Below are 20,132 nucleotides of genomic sequence, written 5' to 3'. Positions count from 1 at the left end.
ATTACGGCTGCGGTCAACGGCCGCAGGGCGACGGGATCGGCCGCCCACTGGCTCCGCCAAGGCCGCTCCGCACACTAGCCTTACAACTCATAGCGAAATGATCTTCGGGCTGGTGGACGGTCCTGAGAACGTTAATTAGGGGGTTGCAAGGGCAGCACGCACCACCTGATCACCGACGTCACCGGTATTCCGCTTGCGGACCGGGTCGTGGACCGGGTCGTGGACCGGGTCGTGATTGCAGGGTGGAGTAGCGATCACTCACCCAGAAGACAGGATTCCATGATCATCTGAGGTCGACACGGCAGGTATCCCCCGATTGCGTCAGGCGCAAGTCTGTCCCGGCTGGGGCCGGGACAGCCCTGGAGCCGGCTGACCGCAGACGTCCAGCTACAGTAAAAGCGTGTTGCAGAGGTCGCGTTTGGGCAGGTCGGAGCCGGGATCGCAGCTGGTCTGATCATGCTGCGAGGGCGAGGTTGTGCGTGTGGGCGACAGCTTGGACCGCGTGGTGGAGGCCGTGGCCGCGCTGTCGGCAGTCGCGGAGGATCCTGTAGTGCTGAATGTGGGGCGAAGGCATACTCGACGCGGGCTCGGACGGCGTTGTCTTCTTCGCCGGGCAGGAGGGCTCGTCCTTGGCGTTTGCGGTGCGGGACGACGAGGCCAGTGTTGATGTACGCACCTTCGAGCACGGTCACGCCTTCGCAGTGCTGGGCCGACGCCGTACGGCCCGAGCGCCGCGACCGTACGGGTCGCGCCCTTCTCGCTCGTGGCCCGCTGCTGCCACCGCTTCACGGTGAGCCGCTTGCCATCAAAGCGGAGGGGAAATATGTACACGCCTCAACTGCTGGGTGGAGTCGGGCGCGATGCGGCCGAGAAGGCAGTGCCCCTCGTGCCGCGCCGACGAACGTGAGGACTCCAGCCGGGGCCCTCGTTCCCAAGTGGTTCCCGACCAAAGGCTTAGCTTAGGGTTGGATAGCAAAATACCCAATAGCAGGTGAGATCGTTTCATCACCTGCGACTCGCAGTGGGGTGGGTGGGACTTGAACCCACGACCGACGGATTATGAGTCCGCTGCTCTGACCAGCTGAGCTACCACCCCACCAGTTCGATTAGAACATGCACCCGGTCTCGGTATCCTGCGGGGCCGCGCGCCGGAAAGCGACCGCTTGCAGGGTTACATCCTTGCGTACCGATGGCCGAATCACCCAAGGACGTGCGTGCCCACTCCTGCGCGTGCGGGGAGTCCGGGTGCAGGGTCACGATGAAGGCATGTCCGCTCCGACAGGCGGCGGTGGCGAGGGCGCGGCACGCCGGGCACAGGTGCTGCGCCTGGAGACGCTGCGCGACATCGAGGCACTGCTGCGCGGGTTGCGAGAGCTGCACGCTGAGCTGATGGCGTGCGAGGACGATGACGGGGAGCGGGTGCGGGACCTGCTGCACGCTGTGGGGGTGATGACCGGGGTGTGGCTGGACGACATCGCCTGCCGCTTCGCCGGGACCGAGCACGACGCGGATGAACTGTTCGCCAGAGCGTGGCATTTTGTCGACGGACTGGAACTGGACCCAGGTGGTTTTCTGACCAGAGACGATCCGGCCCTGTTCACCACGCTGCGTGGCTCGGCCGCCAGCATGCTGGCCCGGCTGTGGGTCACCGGCTACCTCCTCGGCCCCGTCCCTGAAGACGCATGGCCCGATGAAGAACTGGCCGTCCTGCTCCTCAGAGCGCTCGAGCATCACGCAGACGTCCTCGCACTGACCCAGACCCTCGACCACCACAACGCGAGCCGCGACGAATCGCGCCCGCCCCAGAAGCCCGAAACCGAAGAAAATCCGGGCGGAACGCAGGCGGAGTCACCCTGACCACGTCGGCCTCCCCGGCATGTCGGGGGCCGCTATCCCGCAGCACCGTACACGGCAAGGGCACCCTCGCCCCGTGGCGTCTGTCAGGTTCGGAAAGGGCGGGCGAGCAGCCCCACGGCGTGGCGCCAGGATGCGCGGTGCATCTGAGTAGTCAGGTTTTCGGCTGCCTCCTGTACCTAGGACCAGCCAGGCACCCTCCCCAGCAGGGGCGAAGAGCGCCAGGTAGACGCGCCAATGGGGGCGCGAGCCTACCGGCCGGGTGAGGAACAGTAGCCCCCGTCGACGACCGCTGTCCGGGTGCAGGGCTCATGGATCACGGCGCAGTCGAAGTACGGGATACCGGCCTGGCCGGTCGACTGGCCGGCCAGACCTGGGAGAGACCATCGGGCCGGAACGTCTGCTGCCGCGCACGGACCCCGCATCGGTATCGGACGGCGATGCCGCCTCAATCTTGTATTGCTCACATCCCCCGCCTCAATCGCTGCGAGCCACCCGCCCGAATAGTGAGCACCGTTTGGGCTGGTATATGGCGGCGATGGTCGGCACACTGAAGGGCAGTATCACGCCGCACAACCTGCATGGAGGTGATGGCGATGCCGAACACCGGTGTGTCCGTTCAACTGACCCCCGACGGCTACACCGTCACCTGTCCCGGCACCCACGTCACCGGGCACGGCCCCACCGAAACAGCCGCGTGGGACGACTTCTGGAGCGCATACCACGCCCAGTGGAAACCCCCCGTCACCATCACGGCACCGGACGGCCTGAACGGCCCCCAGCGCCTACGCAAGATCCTCACCCTGCACGTCCGCGACCTCTTCGGCTGACACAGCCCTCGCTGGCCACCACCACACACCGGGGCAGCCAGTCACCCCCGCAGGGAGGCCTGGAATGAGCACCCATGTCCTTGTGATCCGCGACGGCCGCCAGGCCGTCGCGTACGTGAGCGGCGAACTCGACATCGCCACCGCACCGCGTATCCGCCAGACGCTCCTCGACACCGTCCACAGGCATGAGCAGGTCATCATCGACCTGGACCGGCTCGACTTCTGTGACTGCGCCGGCCTCAGTTCCCTCATCACCGCACAGAAAACTGCCCACGCACGCAGCGCCGCCCTAACTATCCGCAACATCCCGCCCCAGCTCGCACGGCTGCTGCGCCACGTCCCCCACACCCTGCCCATAGAGCTACCCCGACCGGGCGTCGGCAGGAAAACGGGTGAACGGGTGAACGGGGCAGAGGCTGTCGGCGCAGCGCTGTCGGGTGTTCGAGTCGGCCCGCAGAGTATCCGCGGCGCTCAGAGTTATCGGGCTGCCTCTACGACCCGGGATGACATGCTCTGACATACCGGCAGGCTAACGGCCGGGGGCCGGAAGTTTTCGGCACCCGGACAGTGGACGAGCTGGAAAGTGGCGGACTGGCGTCGGTCTACAGAGAGCGCAGCAACGCGGCACCTCTGCCGAGGATGATCGCCTCGTCGCCGGGAATCGGCCCACAGGTCGGGGGTGGGGCATCACCCATGCCCGGTCTCCTTCACGGCGCAGGCGCTTCACCGTGGCCTCGCCGTCCAGGGTCGCGGCCACGATGTCGCTGTGGTCCACTGAATCCGCATACCTCACGGTGACGAATGCCAGCGTCACAGATCGCTGCGCCGATCATGCTGTCCCCGACCACCCCCAACGTGACCAGCCAGCCTTCGCCGACCCAGCTGCCGCGGCAAGGTCAGAACATCGTCCGCCGATTCCGTGGCAATATCGGGGCGCTGGCTGCGATCCGGCCGACCACGGGGCCATCGCCAGCGCGGCCGACGTCGGCATCTGGGGGAAGTCCTCGGTCCAGCGGGCCCGGACACGGTAGAAACGGGGCCGATGCGGATCGCAGTACAGGACCTACTTCCGTTCCAATGCCAAGAGCGGGTGCGCCACGGACGATGTGCTGTTGAGCCCTACCGCGGCGCCGATCTCCCATATAGAGGGCGGCGCGCAGCTCACGCCGGTCCTGATGGCCTCGGCCCGGACACAGTTGTCCGGTCCGGCCTGGCTAGACCCACCATTTGCGCTACCGGTCGATGAGCCCTCACGCACCCGATACACGACCAGGGCGCGAAGGGTTCGACCGCCCATGGTCGGCAACCCACTTACCCTCGGCGAGCCTGTCGCCCGGCTCCGCCCGGCAAAGACTTCTGGCGAACAGACTATCCACACGCCTCACAGTGTCGTCTGGATACGTGATATCGATGTCCTCGGTATACGTGGCCACAAAGAGGTCCAGGTGCTTGCCCGGTGACCAGGATCCGGGGAGGCTGTCCGCCGTCCCGCGAGCCAGGACTGCGTGGCCACCAGCGAGCCCGCCAAAGGTTCTGGATCACCACCCCGGCGATAGATCGGCACAATCGGTAGATCAAGAAGATAATGGGCATGCTGCCTCTGCTGTGCTCACACAGAGTGTCATTGCGGCAGAGACGGCCCGACAGCAGGAGGAAGCATGCTCATCCAGCACGCGGCCAGCTATGGAGTTCTCCGTCTGACGATCCCGGGGCACCTGGACGTGCCCAACCGGGCGGCTGCCGCCTTGCAGATCGAAATGCTCCTCGTCGCCCACCGCGCCCTGCACGTGTGGATCCGGCTGTCCGCGGCCGACCCGTCACCAGCATCCCTCAGCGTGCTCGCCCGGGCTCGCCGCCTGAGTGAAGGCCTCGGCATCCCACTGACCGTCGTCGCGCCCCCGCAGCCGTCCTGCCCCGCAGGCCAGCGACCGCCTGACGAGTCTTCGCCGCTATGGGAGAGCACTCTGGCCCACGAACACAGAAGGTGAGTGCATCCCTGATCATTGACGTGAGTCTGTTGGGGGCTGACGCAGGCTTTGCGGGAGATTCGCCGGGCTTTGAGGCGTGCGTAGGCCCGTTCCGCGGGTGAATGGGTCGGGTGTACGCCCGTTGACAGTTTCCTCTTCGGCAGCGAGCTGCCGGCTTCGGTGTCGCTGGATCGGTGTGGTGAGTGTTCCCCCGGCGGCGCCCTGGTGGGCCCTGTCCGCCGGGACTGGAATGTTCGGTCACTCACAGAGCGTGATGATGCCGTGAGTGCGGGCAGCTGCGACGTCCACGGTCCGTCCGGGCCGGCGAGTACCGGACAAGCCTGTCAGCAGCACCGGTGATGGCCTGGATGTTCACGCCGTGCTCGCGGTGCTTGCCGGAGTAGTCGTTCTGGCCGTTGCCGACACGGTCGCGCTCAGCGAGCGTGCATGATCGGGGACCGTGCCTGCACCACTTCACCCGCCTCCTGGCGAACGCTCTAACGAGCTGGCACGAAGTACACGACAGCCCGTGGCTCCCCCTGCCTGGTCTGCGTCAACTCCCCCAAGTGCCCGACCGCGAAAGCCTTTCCACCGGCATCGGTCTGTGCGAACATGCCTGACTGCACCAACGGGGCTCCTCGTAGCCACGGTGTCTCGGTCGACTTCCGTCCTATGCAGTGCCCCGCCCCTCTGCATCAACTTCCCCGAACCGCTTGACGGCAGCCCTTGGCTGCAAAACTTGTGCCAGTACGTGCAGGACGGGCTGCCGGGGCAATCCGGGCCCCGACGGCCAGCCGGTTCCCGGTCCGGTCATGCCGCAGCGGTGAGGACGTCGCCACGGCGATCGTCGCCGACCGGGATCCGCATGGACTCATCACCCGGGAAGCCCACCGGCAGCCGGTTTGCCATCGGCTGCAGACTCCACGACATGGCCCACCTCTGGTCCTCCCGCCGTGGCTTGCCCTTCCCTCAGCTGCTGCTTCCTCCGTCCGGACGTCGCGGGCGATCGCCGCCCAGAGCCGGACACGACCATGGCAAGCTCGGCCCAAGGACCTCGCCGGTCTGCTGTTCAAGAGGGCGCTGCCAGCTCGAGGTGCCGCTGGCATCTCCTGTCACCGAACTGGATGAGAAAGGGGCGATCTGTTACGGGTCAAAACTGTTCCACGAAGTACGGTTGAACAGTCATCCAGCCGTTGCCACGGGCTCCATAGCGTTTGCCGTTGGCGCTCTTGGCCAGGGCGTACCAAGAGTCGACGTAGTCGTCCTCGTCCGTCCACCAACTGTCGGGGACAGCGTCCAGGACCGCATTCACCAGGGGGACGTACATGCCCTGGTCGGCGATGGCGAGCAGGGCTGTGGCGACCGCCTTGGCGAGGTCGCGGTAGTTGGTGTTGCCGTCGTCCTCCATCATCACCGCGTCAGCGAGGTTATACCTGTAGTTGGACCAGTTGACCATGATCTGGTTGGGGTGGTAAGTGGTCTTGCCTTCGTCGAGGTAGGGCATGCCGACAAGGTCGACTCGCACCCTGCCGTCCTTCCCGAAACCAGTGACCAGGGTGTAGATTTCGGCCTTGCCTTTGATCCACGGCTCTTCGTCATTGGAGACTCTTACCGCAGTGATGCGGGTGGTCCAAAGGCCCGTAGGGACGGCGGACGCCGAAGAGTTCAAGCCCTGACGAAGTAGCTCCTCGTGAATGACTCCCAGACCAGCAGCCACAGCCTGTGCACTGTCGATGTCGACGACGTAGACGGGATGACTGGGTATAACGCGGACATCCAGTGTGTGCATCTGGCCGCTGATGTCGTATGCGGTCACGAAGCGGGCATCATCATCAAAAGCTGCCGCTGCGACCCAGGGGGTGACTCCAGCTGCCAGTGCGGCCCGCATGGAGTCGTCTCCCAGTCGTAGCCGCAGCAACTGGCCAACGCGCGGATCAAGACCCTTGGCAGCGAGAATTTTTCGGTCGGCCTCGACTAGAGTTGGCAGCACAGCGCTGCGTGTTTCGGATGCCAAAGTGGTGATGGGCACCTCGTCAAAGGCAAGCGCTGCCTTCTGAACCTTAGCGCGCCAGGCGGAGTCCGAGAGCGAATGAGCCATAGCGCGGGCCCCCTCATCCTCCGCCATGGCGACGGCAGATGCAGGTGCCTCAACCGCATCGGCGGTGGGCACAGCGGCCACATTGGTGGCCGCTGATAGGACCAGCAGGCATGCGGCAATCGAAGCGATTCTGGACGAATGCGCGTGACGTCTCATTGGGCTGATACCTCCGGTGAGCCTGGATGACCGCTCTGCGCCGCTGCGGCTGCGGCTGCGGCTGCGGCTGCGGCTGCGGCTGCGGCTGCGGCTGCGGCTGCGGCTGCGGCTGCGGCTGCGGCTGCGGCTGCGGCTGCGGCTGCGGCTGCGGCTGCGGCTGCGGCTGCGGAACAGTCGGATGGGCAAGGTAGTTACGTAGGCACCGAGTTCGCAGGGAGATCCAGTCATACGATGGAACCAGCGCCGTCGCCCGCCTCGAAGAGCACTCGCTACTCAAGTTGCTTAATCTGCAGCAGAGTTGTGGACATTTGAGGACTGGCACAAGCGCCGCGAAAGAGGTTCTGTCGACGCGTAGTCGGTGGGGGCGCCGAGACAGGCGCTGGTGCACGGTGAACGCAGCAATCACCTCAAGCTCCTCCAGCCGCGCAGCCATCCGGCCAAACCTGCCCCGTTGGCTGGCGGCATCACCACATACACGCCCTCAGCGCTTGTCGTGGCTCGTCGTGCGTGACACTCACCTTCTCCGTACCACGCAGGCTTTTGCCAACCGCTGTGAGGAATCTGGGCGTGGCGGCAGCCGGGTATCCGTGGGCATCTAGTACTGCAACGGTCCTTGTTGTGACGGTTCGACAGGTTCGGGCGGTGTGTGGCCGCGTCGTTTGTAGTGGCTGATGCGGGCTTGGTGTTGGCGTCTGCGTCGCCAGTGGGACCAGTGCAGGACGTGGTCGATGGGTGCCGGTTGGCGGTGGGTGAGGCGGTGGATCAGGCGTCTGAGCTCGGGAAGGCTGAGAGGGACGAGGCCGGAGGATCTACCTGCCGGCATCCTGGACGGACGATCGTGAACGGTGCCGACGGGCCGGTATCGACGACGCGGTCGCCTTCGAGACGAAGGTTGCGATGGCCAGGGCGATGGTCCGCCGTGCGATCGAGGAGAAGATCCCTTTCGGGTGGGTGACCGCGGACGCCGGCTACGGCTACTCGAAAAGCTGGCGGACCGAGCTCGAGCAGGCCGATGTCTTCCATGTCATGGCCACCACCCGCCACGACACCGTCGTCACCCGCTGGGCCATCGACCATCCCGTCCACGACCTTTTCCACGATCTGCCCCGGCAGAAGTGGAAGCGCCGCTCCTGCGGGAACGGCTCCCGCGGACCGCGCGTCTTCGACTGGGCGAGAGTCGAGGTCCGTCCCTGGCACCGGGAAGACCGGCGGCACTGGGTGATCGCCCGCCGCAGTGTCCGCCAGCCCGAGGAGATCTCGTACTACATCGCCTACTGCCCCGACGGCACCACCCTCGACCAGCTGATCCGCGTCGCCGGCAGCCGATGGGCCGTCGAGGAGTGCTTCCAGACCGCGAAGCAGGAATGCGGACTGGACGACTACCAGGTCCGCCGCTATCCCGGCTGGCACCGCCACATGACCCTGGCCATGGCAGCCCACGCCTGCCTCACCGTCCTGCGAGCCCGCGAACTCGACACCGGAAAAGTAGAAACGGATCCTCCGGCCTCGTCCCCCTCAGCCTCCCCGACCTCAGACGCCTGATCCACCGCCTCACCCACCGCCAACCGGCACCCATCGACCACGTCCTGCGCTGGTCCCACTGGCGACGCAGACGCCAACACCAAGCCCGCATCAGCCACTACAAACAACGCGGCCACACACCACCAGAAACTGCCCAACCGTCACAACAAAGACCGTTGCAGTACTAGCAGCCCCAGCTTCGCCCGCCCACGAGAAGTCCAGTCCTCTCCGTGAGGCCGGACCAGAGGGTCTCGCTCAGCCTCGGCGCCGGCCTAGGTCCACTCGACAGGCTTCGCCGACAGGGTCATGCCTTCCGGAAACCGATTCCTGCGGGGGGGGGTGCCTCTATGTCCTTCGTCAAGGCATCCCTGTCGGGTTTGGGGTGATTCGGCTTGTTGGGGTCATGCTGCGAGTTCGACGTCCGCGGGCGGGCGGGATTCGTAGAAGGTGCCGTCGCGGAGCATGGCGAACAGGACGCTGATGCGGTGGCGGGCGAGGCGGAGGAGGGCTTGGGTGTGGGTTTTGCCGCGGGCGCGTTGCTTGTCGTAGTAGGTGCGGGAGGCGGGATCGGCGTTCATGCAGGCGAAGGCGGAGAGGAACATGGCGCGTTTGAGCTGCCAGTTTCCGCCTCGGGGCGCGTGTTCGCCGTGGATCGAGGTCCCCGACGACTTCGTCGTGGGTGCGAGTCCGGCGTAGGAGGCCAGGTGGGCGGCGCTCGGGAAGCTGGTGCCGTCGCCGACGGTGACCAGCAGGACGGCGGCGGTCCTGACGCCGACGCCGGGCATCGACGTCAGGACCTTGGAAAGAGGGTGGGCCTCCAGCAGGCTGTTGATCTGGGCTTCCATCGCCCGGCGCTGGGTGTGGACGGCGGCGAGCTGGCTGGCCAGGGAAGGGATCACGATGTCCAGAGTGCCGGTCCCGGGCACCACCACGGTCTGCTCGTCCAGAGCGTCGAAGACCTCGTCGACCAGCCGTGCGGCCATGCGCGGGGCCTTGGGGCGGATCAGCTCGACGAGTCTGCGGCGTCCGGCTTTGCGCAGGGCGGCCGGGGAGCCGTAGCGCTCCAGCAGCCAGGTCACGGCCTGGTGGTCCAGGCGCGGCCCGAGGACGCGTTCCAGGCTGGGGTGGAACTGGGTGAGCAGGCCGCGTATCCGGTTGGAGGTGCGGGTGGCCTCGGCGGCGAGGTCCTGGCCGAAGCCGGTCAGCACGGTCAGCTCGGCGGTGATCTCGTCGGTGAGTTCCAGCGAACGCAGGGTGTGCGGCATCGTCCGCGCGGCGTCCGCGATCACGGCCGCGTCCTTCGCGTCGGTCTTGGCCTCGCCGGGGTAGAGGTCGGCGATCCGGCGCATGGCCAGGCCGGGCAGGTAGGCGACGCGGCAGCCGGCGTCGCGGGCGACGGTCAGCGGCAGGGCGCCGATGGAGGCGGGCTGGTCCACGATGACCAGGACGGTGCCGAACTTTGCGGTCAGCTTCTCGAAGACGGCCCGCAGCTTCGGCTCGCTGTTGGGCAGCGGCTTGTCGAAGACCTTCTTCCCGGCCGGGGTCAGTCCGTGGCCGTGGTGAGCGGACTTGCCGACGTCCAGGCCGAGGAACACGCCCACGTCTTCGATCTCGAACATCGCTCCCTTTCAAGGGTGTTGGCGGTACCGGCCTCGGCTCGGGTGTCGTGCTCGCGCATCCACGTTATGCAGACCTGCCGCCCGCGAACCGTCCGGCATTGCGCCGGACTGGGCGGTGGCCGGACCTCTGATCAGCGTCTCCGACGAACACCCCCGGACCCGGTGACACCACCCCACAGGTCATGCCTTCGACAGGGGGACACAGTCATGCCGGACCCGGAGGCCAGCGGCCCTCTTGCAGGACCGCGAAGAACATAACGGGGGGGGCGTTCCCGCATGGTCCTCGTATGTAGGACGAACAGGGGATGCCCTGGAACACCAGCCGGACCGGATGCCGCATCCGACCCGGAAACCGAGCCCGACGCTCCGCCCTCGGCAGGAGCGGTCCCATCATCGGCCAGAGCTCGTCATCCACTTCCCGCGGCTTCCGCCGAGCCACCCTCACACCCAGATCAAAAGATCTCAGGGCACCATCCGACCAGCCGAAAGATCATTTCGTTAGGAGTCGAAAGGTTGTGCAGGGGGGCGCTGGCGGGCCGGGGAGGGCTCTTCCTGTCATCGCGTGAAGAGAGACTACCCGGCTACCCAAGACCCACTCACTGCTCACCAGGCGCATACCGCAAAGCCCCGTGCCATAGAGACGCGCCCTCTCGTGGGGCTCTGACTTGTCAGCCGCCGTTCGAAAGCGGATTCCATGCCCGTCCCCCACGCCACTGGAGCCAGCGCGGGTCGTCCAGCACCTCTTCCGGATCACTCAAGCCCGCGCCCTGGAGGAAGGCGATGACATCGTGATCAGAGAACGCCGTCCCCAGAGACTCCTCGTGACCACGACGCATCACGGTAACCTGGCGGCCACCTGTCTCGCCCGGCTCACTTACAACGATCAACGCTGCCATACCCCCACCATCACGCGATTCCTGCTTCCACGCACCTGCGCGCCAGCCTCGGCCCCTCTCTTCCTCCACAGAAAGGAGTCGCCCCATGAATCGCGGCGGGCCCAGACCCGCTCCTTGCACCAGCGGGCGAACCGACGACGGACGATCGGCCAGGCAGGTCCGGATAGCGTGCGTCCACGACTATGGACGCTCCCAGAACGCCACGAGGCGATGGCCAAGTGGCTCATGATCATCCTCGCGGGACGCCGCCTCGCACGATACGCAATCTACAGACGCCCCGCTATCGGTTCAGGAGCCCGGCAGGATCAGCCAGGTTGCAGCTGGGCGAAGGAGCGCTCGCCGGACACTCTCGCGGGTCTTTCCGATGTCCGTACCCGCCCGGATCTGAGCCGCCAGTTCCTCCGGTCGCTCGGTGTGCGCTGCCCTTCCCGGACGACCTCGCCAGCGTGGTTCTACTCAGCGATGCCCCTACAGGGGCCCGCAGCTCTTACTGACGTCAGCTCGTCAGGGTGATAGTTGCTCGACGAGGGTCAAGCCGGTCCCCGCTATGAAGCCGTCGAGGGTGTGGGACCGGTATTGAAGGCGTTTGAGCCTGTTACGGACAAGGGCTTCGAGCTGGTCGAGGGCCATGACGGCGAGGTTGGCGAGGCTGCGTTTGACGTGGGCCCATACCCACTCGACGGGGTTGAGGTCGGGCGAGTAGGCGGGCAGCAGGAACACCGTCAGCCATGCCCGCTCGGCCACGAGGGCCTGCATCCTGCGGGACACGTGGGTGTTCAACCGGTCCCAGACCAGCACGATTGGTGCCCCGACCAGCTGGTGGACACCGTCGATCAGCGCGATGAAGTCCCGCTCGCCCATACTGCGACGGGCACTTTTCCCCGCGGGATGACTCCGCAGGCGGTGACACAGCCGGGTCCGGGAACCCGGCCGCATTGCAATCAGCCCGGCCACTGACAGCCGGCCCGAACGGCGGCCGCTGATGGTGACAACCGGGGTCACTCCGCGCCGTGCCCCAGGTCCGTCCCCGCGGCGGCCTGCGGGTGAACCCGGCTTCGTCCTCGAAGCAGACGTAGCCCCCGCAGGCCGCCCTCGCCCTTTTACCTCCGCCCAGGTCGCCTCCTTCCATACGGCGACAGCCTGCTCATCGCGCTCCGCGACCCGCCGGGCGGGCACCTGCGGGCTGAAGCCCAGCCGGTGCATCAGCCGGGTCGCACCCGAGACGCTGTAGGAGACATGGAACTTCCTGCCGATCAGCGTGGCCACCCGCGAGGCGGTCCACACCTGGTCCTCCACCCAGCCATGCGCGGCCGGCCCCTGCTCCAGATACGCGGCCAGCTTCTCCAAAGACCGCGGGGACAGCCGGCACCGCGACCCGCTCGGACCACGGGAGGCCAGCGCCTGAACACCGCCATCCCGCCACAACTGGTGCCACTGATAAGCCGACTTCACACTCACCCGCAGCCGCCGTGCGACTTCCGACGGCTTGATCTGCTGCTCGAACAGTTCAGCCGCCTGCATCCGAACCGTCTCCCGACGCCGGCGCCCCGTCGGCGTCAGCCCGCCCCCATCTGCATATCTCACACCTCACGGATACAGCCACCCGCCTTCACCCGTCAGGGACTTCACACAGATTCACCCCGACGAGCTGAAGTCAGTAATCGGCGGCCGAGTCGACATGAGACACCGGGTGGCCAGGTAACGGGAACCATCGAATGCAACCCGCTGAAAGCCATACCACCCGGCGTCTCTGGAGCTCTGGACCTTACAACTGGCCCGTTCAACCCAACGTAGGCTCCACTGACTGGCCTCGCTGCCACCGAGCCCTCGGCACTGGCACTACCAGCGAGAAAAAGCGCAGATGCGAACCACCGCTAAATCACTGCGCCTTGACAAGATTCTGGGCCGCCAAAGAGACGTCATAGTCCACCAGCAGGGCTGCATGTCCGACACAACCGACGTTGATGTTGGTTGCTCCATACAGTTTTGTGCTGGTGTCGGGGTTGATGATCTCATCGCACCAGGATCGCAAGGTCGAGTAGTGCACATCCCCTGGGGTCTCGTCCCCTCCATTGAGGTCGCTCAGGAACGCGCTGCCGACCGCCATCTCGCGGCACGATGGGAGGAACGGTGCGCACAGTGACGCTGTGTACGTTCCGTGGTTCGGCCCGCCGATCGACACCCAGTCGTCTACAGCCTCAACACCGCCGAGCTTCTTGAGGTAGTAACGGGTGCTGAGTCCTCCCATGGAATGGCTGATGATGTCGACCTTGTCCGATCCCGTACGAGCTCGCAGTCGGTTCACGGCATCACGGACTTCTTCGGCGGTCTCCGCGTTGGACTGCTCCGTGTTGTACGAGATGGCCTCCAGCCGGCCCCCCGGGTAGCCGGCAGCCCTGAAGTCACTGATCATGAGCGACCAGTTCCATGAGGCCCCGGACCATCCGTGTACGAAGAGAACCGGGTCAGGCATGCTCGCGGCCTGCGCCGGCGCGCAGAACAGGAGCGAAGCGGACGCGAAACACGTCATGGCTACGAGCGAAGACAAGCGTCTTGGCCATTCTGGCATGGTGGCTCCACAGGTGAGTTGTGTGCGCGGGCGAGCCGAAGAGCCCGAGGCAGCCGGGAGGCGGCTATTACTGGAGTGAGCAACAGACCTCCGCTCGCGTCTACTTATGGTGCCCCGCCAAGGGGATGACGTGTCCATGAGTAGTACGTCCTCAATCGATTGCCGGGAGACATAAACATCATGCGCACGACGGGTGAGGTTCCTTCGGTACCACCGTCGGCCCCGTGGTCAAGAAGGACGGCCCAGACTCATATTGGCCGAGGGACTGTGCAAATCCGCCGCTGTTGGCTACCTTCAACCCGTTCGTCGGCTCGGAGAACAGCGTCGAGTCCGCCGAGGCTTCGGGGCGGCGTGCCGACCAGGCGTGCCCGCCGTGCGTTCCTCTCTCATTTCACTCGGGCCGCGTTGCGTCGATCGAGGCCGGTGAATGCGCCCTACTTCAGAGGTGGTTGGCCGATCTGGACGAGAACATGATCATGCTTGTCGATCATGTCCTCCTTTCCATCGAGCCGCTCACCGAGTCCTCGGCTGCAGGGCCCGACTGTGCAAGCGGCCCCAGGAGTCTCCGCCTCGCCGGCGACCGAAGCGCCTGAGCTACGGGACGTACCTGTCCGAGCCACGGGGACAGAAGAGGGGAAGGGGGCGCCGCTCAGGCGGCCTGAGTAACGCGCCGAGGACTCCAAGAGCGTTGCCTCGGAGCTCTTCTGCCTAGTCGTGAACGATCCCTAGGACCTGTCTGATAATTGATCTTGTGGTGGGTCGTGGTGAGCTGACGGATGCGGCATGGGAGCGGATAGCGCCTCTGCTGCCGGGTGTTGATGGGCGAGGTCGGCCGTGGCGAGATCATCGGCAGGTGATCAACGGGGTGTTGTGGCGGTTGCGGACCGGTGCGCCGTGGCGTGACCTGCCGGAACGCTATGGGCCGTGGCAGACGGCCTATGAGCGGTTCGCTCGCTGGGAGGCGGACGGAACCTGGGCCCGTCTGCTCGAACAGGCCCAGGTCCGGGACGACTCCGTCGGAGCCGTGGAGTGGACCGTGTCGGTCGACTCCACGATCAACCGAGCTCACCAGCACGCCGCCGGCGCCCGCAAAAAGGGGCGGCGGCGGGGGACGAACTGGAAGATCCGGCACGTCCGTCGGCTGGCCAGGCGCTCGGTCGGTCCCGCGGCGGGCTGACCACCAAGGTCCATCTCGCCTGCGACGGCAGGGGCCTGCCCCTGGCCGTTGTCGTCACGCCGGGTAACGTCAACGACTCCACCGTCTTCGACACGGTCATGGACGAGTTGAGGGTGCCCCGGACCGGTGCCGGGCGGCCCCGCCGCAGGCCCGACGTGGTCATCGCGGACAAGGCGTACTCCTCCCGGGCGATCCGTCAGACCCTGCGGCGCAGGGGCATCCGAGCGGTGATCCCTGAGCGGTCGGATCAGAAGGCCAACCGTGTGCGGCGCGGGCAGACCGGCGGCAGGCCGCCGGTCTTCGACCGCGAGCTCTACAAGGCACGCAACGTGGTCGAACGCTGCTTCAACCGCCTCAAACAGTTCCGTGCGATCGCCACCCGCTTCGACAAACTGGCCGCCCGCTACAAGGCCGGAGTCCACCTCGCCTCGCTCATCCTCTGGCTCCGCGAACCCACCCAAGATCGTTTGTCAGACAGAGCCTAGGCAGCTCCAGCATCGGAGCTGGCCGGTCTACGACCCGTTGCGGGTGAACAAGAGATCTGAGCCTCGCTGCACCCAAGCGCCGTTGACACCAGAGGCGCTCGGACCTCCGGAGCTGACTCATCGACAGGTACAGATGCCAGCCCGAGGGAGATCAATGCATCATCCACACACTTCGGCCTTGTGGAAGTCGGTAGGGGCGCTGGCACTGCCTGGCCACCGCTTCTCCGTCGGCACGCCGATCACGGCCGTGATGCAGGCGACCCGCCTGATGGCGTAAGGCGCATGCCACTCATATCTCCGGCCCTACCCCGCCATGCGCCCTGCCACCTCACCCCCGCGCCTCCCAGGGACAGGCGACACCTGCAATACGGACAGCTGCGTGTGCCGTAGCAGGCTGTCAGTGGGCACTCCACCGCTTGGTGGTATGTCCCGGAATGTGTTCTTGGTCAGTTGGTGGTTTGCTGCTCCACGTCGGCAGACCGTCGTCCGGTCGCGTCGTTCACCCCTGCAGTTCCCCCGGAGACTCAAGGAGGAGTCCCGTATGTCTGTCTACACCCCCCAGCAGATCAGCCAGCCCCAGACCCAGCAGCCCTACGACCAGCCGATCTCCCCTCAGCAGCCGTGGAGCCTCCAGGCCCCCGGCCAGCAGCCCTGGGCCCAGCAGGGCCACGGGCAGTTCAGCATGCAGGGCATGCAGCAGCTGCCGCTGATGGTGACGGAACTGTCCCTGCGCTGTTCGGCGACCGCACTGTCTGCAGTGGTGGAGCAGCTGCGGACGGACCCGCAAATCCTGATGGGCATCCAGGCGCAGGGACACATCCCGCCTCACGCCTTCAGCCAGGTGCTGACCGAATGCGCCCGCCGGATCGCCCCCATCGTCCACACTGCGTTGACCCAGCTCACCAACCAGAGCCAGCAGGGCCAGATGGGACGGTTCCCGGGACAGGGGCAGTCCGGCCAGTTCCCCGGCATGCAGCCGCAGGCCCAGCTCGGCCAGCTGCAGGGTCAGAGCCTCTTCGGGCTTCAGCCGCAGTACGGACAGACGCCTGGCATGGGCATGTGAGACATGGCCAGGTCGGCCGCTTTTCCATTTGAGCAGCCCACCCGGCCACCGAGACCGCCACAAGGCTGACATGGCCCTGTGGCGGCCCGGGGTCCGATGTGCGCGGTGGCATGCCCGCACACCACCGGCGGCATTCCAGTGGTGTGCGGCGTGTGACGGACATTTCGAAAGTGACTGTTGGGTGATGATTGAGCAGGGCGGCGGCATCAAGCCGGGGTCTGGTATCAGAGCGGCAAGGCCTGAGGGCACGCAGGGGTCAGCGGGAACGCAGCCCGGCGAGTTACGTGAGCCAGGAGGCCAGCCGCAGCCGGAGTCATCGTGGCAGGCGCGCATGTGTGGGCTATCGGGACCGGCGCCACCGCCCATGCCGTGACCGGCTCCGAGGGCAAGGCCGGCCTCGCCCTCGCCTCGGACACCCCCGCCACGGTGAAGGCTGCCCTGGACATCCGCCCGGCAGTGCCTACTGGCCGCTGCGCCTCTCGCACGCACCGGAACCCACCCGGCAGGCGGCCACCATGCAGCAGCAGCCCTGGCCCAGCCCCTACCCGGCCCTTCCACCGCCGCCGGCGTCGACCTCGCCGCGCCAGGCGTCGCCGTGATCACCACCGCACCCGGCGGCGGCCACATCCGAGCCACCGGCACCACGACCACGTGCGCACCTCCGCCCGAACCATCCAGCTCTACACACTGCTGCGCACCACCTGCCACCCGATCCCCGGCGCCGACCCCGCCCGCACCGGCGCCAGCATCACCGATGCTCCCACCGCACTCGACATCACCACCACCTGGTGGTTCAGCCCATGCCCCGAGCAGCCGCATGGCCGCCGGATATCCCGGGGCCTGAAACCGGCGGCACCACCGCCGCCCTATGCTCCGTACCCGGCGCGCCCGATACCTCCCGCGTTGGGTACGGAACCTACAAAGCATGCAGTGCCGCTCCCGTGTAGGCCCGCAGTACGCAGCGTGGCGGGCTCCCGGGGGCCTTGACCCCGAATACTGGACACGGGTTATGCGGCTTGGGCCAGCGTAGTTGATGGTGTTGTGGCTGCTGTTTCGTAGGCGATGGGGCTGCGGTGTCCAAGGCGGGAGTGACGGCGCCGGGTGTTGTAGCGGTGGAGCCACCGGAATGCGTCGAGGCGGGCTTCGCGCTCGCTGGGCCAGGACTTTCTGCCTTGGAGTGTTTCCCGTTTGAAGGCTGCGTTGAAGGACTCGGCGAGTGCGTTGTCCGCGCTGGACCCGATCGTGCCCATGCTCTGGATCACCCCTGCTGACCTGCAGGCTTCGGCGAATGCCCGACTCACGTATTGCGCGCCGTGGTCGGTGTGCATGATCGCACCGGCGAGGCTGCCGCGGGTTCGCTGGGCGGCGGCCAGGGCGTCGGTGACGAGCTCGGTTCGCATGTGCTCCGCGAGTGCCCAGCCGGCCAGACGCCGTGAGGCGAGGTCGATGACGGTGGCCAGATACAAGAACTTCCCGCCTTCCAAAGGGAGATACGTGATGTCACCGACGTACTTACTGTTCACCGTGTCGGCCGTGAAGTCCCGTTTGATCATGTCGGGGGTCTTCGCGGCCGCCTCGTCCGGGATCGTGGTGCGGTGTCTGCGACGCAGCCGCACTCCTTGCAGATTGATGCTTCGCATCACGCGGGCGATCCGCTTGTGGTTGACATGTTCGCCGTCCGCGCGGAGCTCGGCGGTGATCCTGGGAACGCCGTAGGTGCCATCCGATTCGAGGTGCACGGCCCGTATCCGGGCTGCGAGGCGGGCGTCGGCCGCCTGGCGGGCGGCCCGGTCGGGGGCTGTCGCGCGCCAGTGGTAGAAGCTGGAGCGGGCGATACAGAGGATGGTGCACAGCCGCTTCACGCCGAAGCGGCGCTGATGGTCGGCGACGAACTGGAAGCGGTTCACCAGCGCGTCTCCCCGGCGAAATACTTCGCCGCCTTCCGCAGGATCTCGCGTTCCTCCTCCAGCTCACGGACCTTCTTGCGCAAAGCGGCGTTCTCCGCCTCCAGGGGCACCGGTGGCCGGGCCGGTTCCTCCGCCCGGTGACCGCGGGGACGGCTCGCGCCGCCCGCCCGGATCCAGTTGCGCAGCGTCTCGGGGTTGATCCCCAGATCAGCGGCGATCTGCCTGATCGTCGCTCCGGGCCGCGACTGGTACAGCGCGACAGCGTCCGCCTTGAACTCCGGCGGATAGTTCTTCATGACCACGAGATGTCCGTCCTCAGATCCACAGGATCCAGTCTCTCGTGTGTCCAAGATCAGGGGTCAAGGCCCCGGGTGCCTACGATGCCCTGTGGCCCTGCCACTCTGCCGGACCACCGTTGACGGCAGCGGCGGAGTGGCGGTGAGATCACGAGGGAAGTACCGCTGCGCCGAAGCCGGGGTGAAGATGGCGGCGGTCAGGGCCCGCGGGTGTCACGGGACGCCGTGAGACGGGCAGAACCGGAAGTCCGGTAGTAGTGGCCGGCCCGGCGCACGCATATGGCATCCGATCGCCGAGACGGGTCTGAGCCAGCGCAATCAGCGCGCGCTCGCCCTGAATCCTCGCGGCGTGCAGCCGCACGATCAGGCCTCCCCCGTCTGCAGACCGGACACCGCACTGCACCGCACCCGCCACGCCGCCGTGCTCGTCGCACACGGCGAAGCCCCCAGCCCGCCCTGAAACTCTCTCCCAGGCACCAGGATGCTCCGGTCGATCAGATCCACCATCGCCAGCTCGTCATCCGGGGCCATCAAACGGGCCATCAGCCCCTCCCCGGCTGCCCGTTCGATCGATCGACACATCTTCTCCTTGAACCTGGCCTGACCGCTTCTGGTCAGGGGCGGCGGATGAACGTGTAGAGCTGGTCGATCTCGGTGAAACCGGCAGCTGTGTGGAGCGCAAGGGCGGCGTCCAGGCTCGGCTGGTCGTCCGAGGGAGCTGGCAGGACGGTGGAAACCTCGCGTACTTTGCGGTCGGCAAGGTGAGCAAGGCATTGCTCCAGAAGGCTGTTGCCCATGCTGCGCCGCCCCGGTGTCAGCCGCGCCCATTCCAGAGCCGTGACGCCTTCGACTGGTGCACGGACGAGAGCCTCTCCAATCCGTGCGCCGTCCCACTCCCGCAGATCGAGCCGCCAGCCCGGAAGCCCTGGGCACTCGACCACATCCGCGAGCGCAGGCAAGTGGCCACCGCGATCGTCCAGCCGACGGTGCAAGTAGCGCCACCGGTCCGTACCGGAGAATCCACAGTCTTCCAAGGCCCGGCGGGTTCCGGCACGGTTGTTCACCGCAAGGCCCGCGGGTGCCAGTGCGGTGGGCTCCGCAAACGCGTGCACCGCCCTCCGTCCCAACCGTGCCACCGCACGCCCGATCAGCGCCCGAGCCAGGATCTGCTCATCTTCCAGGCAGTGCAGCCACAACAACATCACCGTCCCGTCAGATGATCGGACCGCCCAGGAAACCGCGCCCACGACCCGACCATCCGGACAGGCAAGCACCTCGGTACACACTCCCTCCAGCCCGGCCCGAACAGCGGGGCCGCTGGGGCCGGTACCTTGCACTGCCTGGTCGAGCTCGGCGAAGGTCAGACCGGGCAAACCGGGTAGCAGATCCGCCGAGACGAGTTCTAGCACCGCCGTCCTGTCCTCGCCCCTGAACGGCCGCAGCACCGCGGTACTCATCTCTTTCGCCTCCGTGGCCACCCGTACCAGCCCCTTCCCTTGCCATACCGACGGCCAAGCTTCCCTCCCTCTTCTTGTAAGAAGCCCCACGACACGCATGAACCATGTCAAACCGCAGTGTCCGGGCCAGGTCAACTGCCCCTAATGCCGAATGCCTGGCCTGCTACTAGGTTTCGGGTCGCGTCGGGTGGTGACCCGTCATGATCCCTGCAGTGTGCCGAGGGTGAGATATCCGGA

18 protein-coding genes, 1 tRNA gene and 2 pseudogenes are annotated in these 20,132 nt (G+C 66.5%); 9 read left to right on the top strand and 12 right to left on the bottom strand.

What is annotated here, in order from left to right; translation table 11 throughout:
• Nucleotides 1–454 precede the first annotated feature (454 nt).
• Together OG462_RS44365 and OG462_RS44360 are read right to left on the bottom strand one after the other, a co-directional pair.
• Nucleotides 455–707: pseudogene (locus OG462_RS44365) on the bottom strand (IS5/IS1182 family transposase); the annotation flags it as partial.
• Nucleotides 708–1,022: 315 nt separating this feature from the next.
• Nucleotides 1,023–1,096: transfer RNA gene (locus OG462_RS44360), tRNA-Ile, on the bottom strand.
• A 170-nt stretch (nt 1,097–1,266) separates the two neighbouring features.
• Here OG462_RS44360 and OG462_RS44355 point away from each other — a divergent pair.
• From OG462_RS44355 to OG462_RS44345, 3 genes are all read left to right on the top strand, one after another.
• Nucleotides 1,267–1,857, top strand: coding sequence for a hypothetical protein (locus OG462_RS44355; protein WP_406053568.1), 591 nt, complete (start codon nt 1,267–1,269; stop codon nt 1,855–1,857).
• Nucleotides 1,858–2,450: 593 nt separating this feature from the next.
• On the top strand, nt 2,451–2,684 hold the full coding sequence (locus tag OG462_RS44350) for a hypothetical protein (RefSeq protein WP_406053569.1): 234 nt from the start codon (nt 2,451–2,453) through the stop codon (nt 2,682–2,684).
• 64 nt (nt 2,685–2,748) lie between these two features.
• Nucleotides 2,749–3,201 (top strand): STAS domain-containing protein, encoded by a 453-nt coding sequence (locus OG462_RS44345; RefSeq protein WP_406053571.1) that lies wholly within the window; start codon nt 2,749–2,751, stop codon nt 3,199–3,201.
• Nucleotides 3,202–3,213: 12 nt separating this feature from the next.
• Here the strand turns inward: OG462_RS44345 and OG462_RS44340 are convergent, their stop codons facing one another.
• Nucleotides 3,214–3,441 (bottom strand): hypothetical protein, encoded by a 228-nt coding sequence (locus OG462_RS44340; protein WP_406066915.1) that lies wholly within the window; start codon nt 3,439–3,441, stop codon nt 3,214–3,216.
• Between the two features lie 306 nt (nt 3,442–3,747).
• Nucleotides 3,748–3,981, bottom strand: a complete 234-nt coding sequence (locus OG462_RS44335; protein ID WP_406066279.1) for a hypothetical protein — start codon at nt 3,979–3,981, stop codon at nt 3,748–3,750.
• Nucleotides 3,982–4,342: 361 nt separating this feature from the next.
• On the opposite strand from OG462_RS44335, the gene OG462_RS44330 reads away from it, so the two are divergent.
• Nucleotides 4,343–4,672, top strand: a complete 330-nt coding sequence (locus tag OG462_RS44330; RefSeq protein ID WP_406053575.1) for a hypothetical protein — start codon at nt 4,343–4,345, stop codon at nt 4,670–4,672.
• A 1,129-nt stretch (nt 4,673–5,801) separates the two neighbouring features.
• Here OG462_RS44330 and OG462_RS44325 read toward each other — a convergent pair.
• Nucleotides 5,802–6,905, bottom strand: a complete 1,104-nt coding sequence (locus tag OG462_RS44325; RefSeq protein ID WP_406053577.1) for a DUF3103 family protein — start codon at nt 6,903–6,905, stop codon at nt 5,802–5,804.
• A gap of 16 nt (nt 6,906–6,921) precedes the next feature.
• Here OG462_RS44325 and OG462_RS44320 point away from each other — a divergent pair, with 16 nt between their 5' ends.
• Both OG462_RS44320 and OG462_RS44315 read left to right on the top strand, forming a co-directional pair.
• A complete protein-coding gene (locus tag OG462_RS44320) occupies nt 6,922–7,104 on the top strand; it encodes a hypothetical protein (protein WP_406053579.1) in 183 nt (60 codons plus the stop codon).
• 602 nt (nt 7,105–7,706) lie between these two features.
• A pseudogene (locus OG462_RS44315) lies at nt 7,707–8,447 on the top strand (IS701 family transposase); the annotation flags it as partial.
• 380 nt (nt 8,448–8,827) lie between these two features.
• Here the strand turns inward: OG462_RS44315 and OG462_RS44310 are convergent.
• From OG462_RS44310 to OG462_RS44295, 4 genes are all read right to left on the bottom strand, one after another.
• Nucleotides 8,828–10,045: an IS110 family transposase gene (locus tag OG462_RS44310; protein ID WP_406053581.1), complete on the bottom strand. Its 1,218-nt coding sequence runs from the start codon at nt 10,043–10,045 to the stop codon at nt 8,828–8,830.
• Between the two features lie 668 nt (nt 10,046–10,713).
• Complete coding sequence (locus OG462_RS44305; protein ID WP_406053582.1) at nt 10,714–10,941, bottom strand: hypothetical protein; 228 nt, start codon at nt 10,939–10,941, stop codon at nt 10,714–10,716.
• 504 nt (nt 10,942–11,445) lie between these two features.
• Complete coding sequence (locus tag OG462_RS44300; RefSeq protein ID WP_406066914.1) at nt 11,446–12,501, bottom strand: IS630 family transposase; 1,056 nt, start codon at nt 12,499–12,501, stop codon at nt 11,446–11,448.
• A gap of 319 nt (nt 12,502–12,820) precedes the next feature.
• A complete protein-coding gene (locus OG462_RS44295) occupies nt 12,821–13,414 on the bottom strand; it encodes an esterase/lipase family protein (protein WP_406066913.1) in 594 nt (197 codons plus the stop codon).
• A 320-nt stretch (nt 13,415–13,734) separates the two neighbouring features.
• Between OG462_RS44295 and OG462_RS44290 the strand changes: the two genes are divergently transcribed.
• From OG462_RS44290 to OG462_RS44280, 3 genes are all read left to right on the top strand, one after another.
• Nucleotides 13,735–14,103 (top strand): hypothetical protein, encoded by a 369-nt coding sequence (locus OG462_RS44290; RefSeq protein WP_406053586.1) that lies wholly within the window; start codon nt 13,735–13,737, stop codon nt 14,101–14,103.
• A gap of 161 nt (nt 14,104–14,264) precedes the next feature.
• Nucleotides 14,265–15,172 (top strand): IS5 family transposase gene (locus tag OG462_RS44285; RefSeq protein ID WP_406066283.1). Its coding sequence is split into 2 segments (ribosomal slippage): nt 14,265–14,610 and nt 14,610–15,172, totalling 909 coding nucleotides; the frame shifts between segments, so codons are not numbered across the junction.
• A 541-nt stretch (nt 15,173–15,713) separates the two neighbouring features.
• Nucleotides 15,714–16,235, top strand: a complete 522-nt coding sequence (locus tag OG462_RS44280; RefSeq protein ID WP_406053588.1) for a hypothetical protein — start codon at nt 15,714–15,716, stop codon at nt 16,233–16,235.
• Nucleotides 16,236–17,242: 1,007 nt separating this feature from the next.
• On the opposite strand, the gene OG462_RS44275 is transcribed toward OG462_RS44280, so the two are convergent.
• From OG462_RS44275 to OG462_RS44265, 3 genes are all read right to left on the bottom strand, one after another.
• A protein-coding gene (locus tag OG462_RS44275) for an IS3 family transposase (protein WP_406053589.1) occupies nt 17,243–18,444 on the bottom strand; the annotation gives its coding sequence in 2 pieces (ribosomal slippage) (nt 17,243–18,159 and nt 18,159–18,444; 1,203 coding nt in all).
• A 357-nt stretch (nt 18,445–18,801) separates the two neighbouring features.
• The gene (locus OG462_RS44270) at nt 18,802–18,981 is read right to left on the bottom strand and encodes a hypothetical protein (protein ID WP_406053591.1); all 180 of its coding nucleotides are present in this window, start codon (nt 18,979–18,981) and stop codon (nt 18,802–18,804) included.
• A 71-nt stretch (nt 18,982–19,052) separates the two neighbouring features.
• Nucleotides 19,053–19,895, bottom strand: a complete 843-nt coding sequence (locus OG462_RS44265; RefSeq protein WP_406053593.1) for a GNAT family N-acetyltransferase — start codon at nt 19,893–19,895, stop codon at nt 19,053–19,055.
• Nucleotides 19,896–20,132 lie beyond the last annotated feature (237 nt).

Source organism: Streptomyces sp. NBC_01077, from assembly GCF_045162855.1.
Lineage (GTDB): Bacteria > Actinomycetota > Actinomycetes > Streptomycetales > Streptomycetaceae > Streptomyces.
This window is presented reverse-complemented; position numbering and strand designations above follow the sequence as displayed.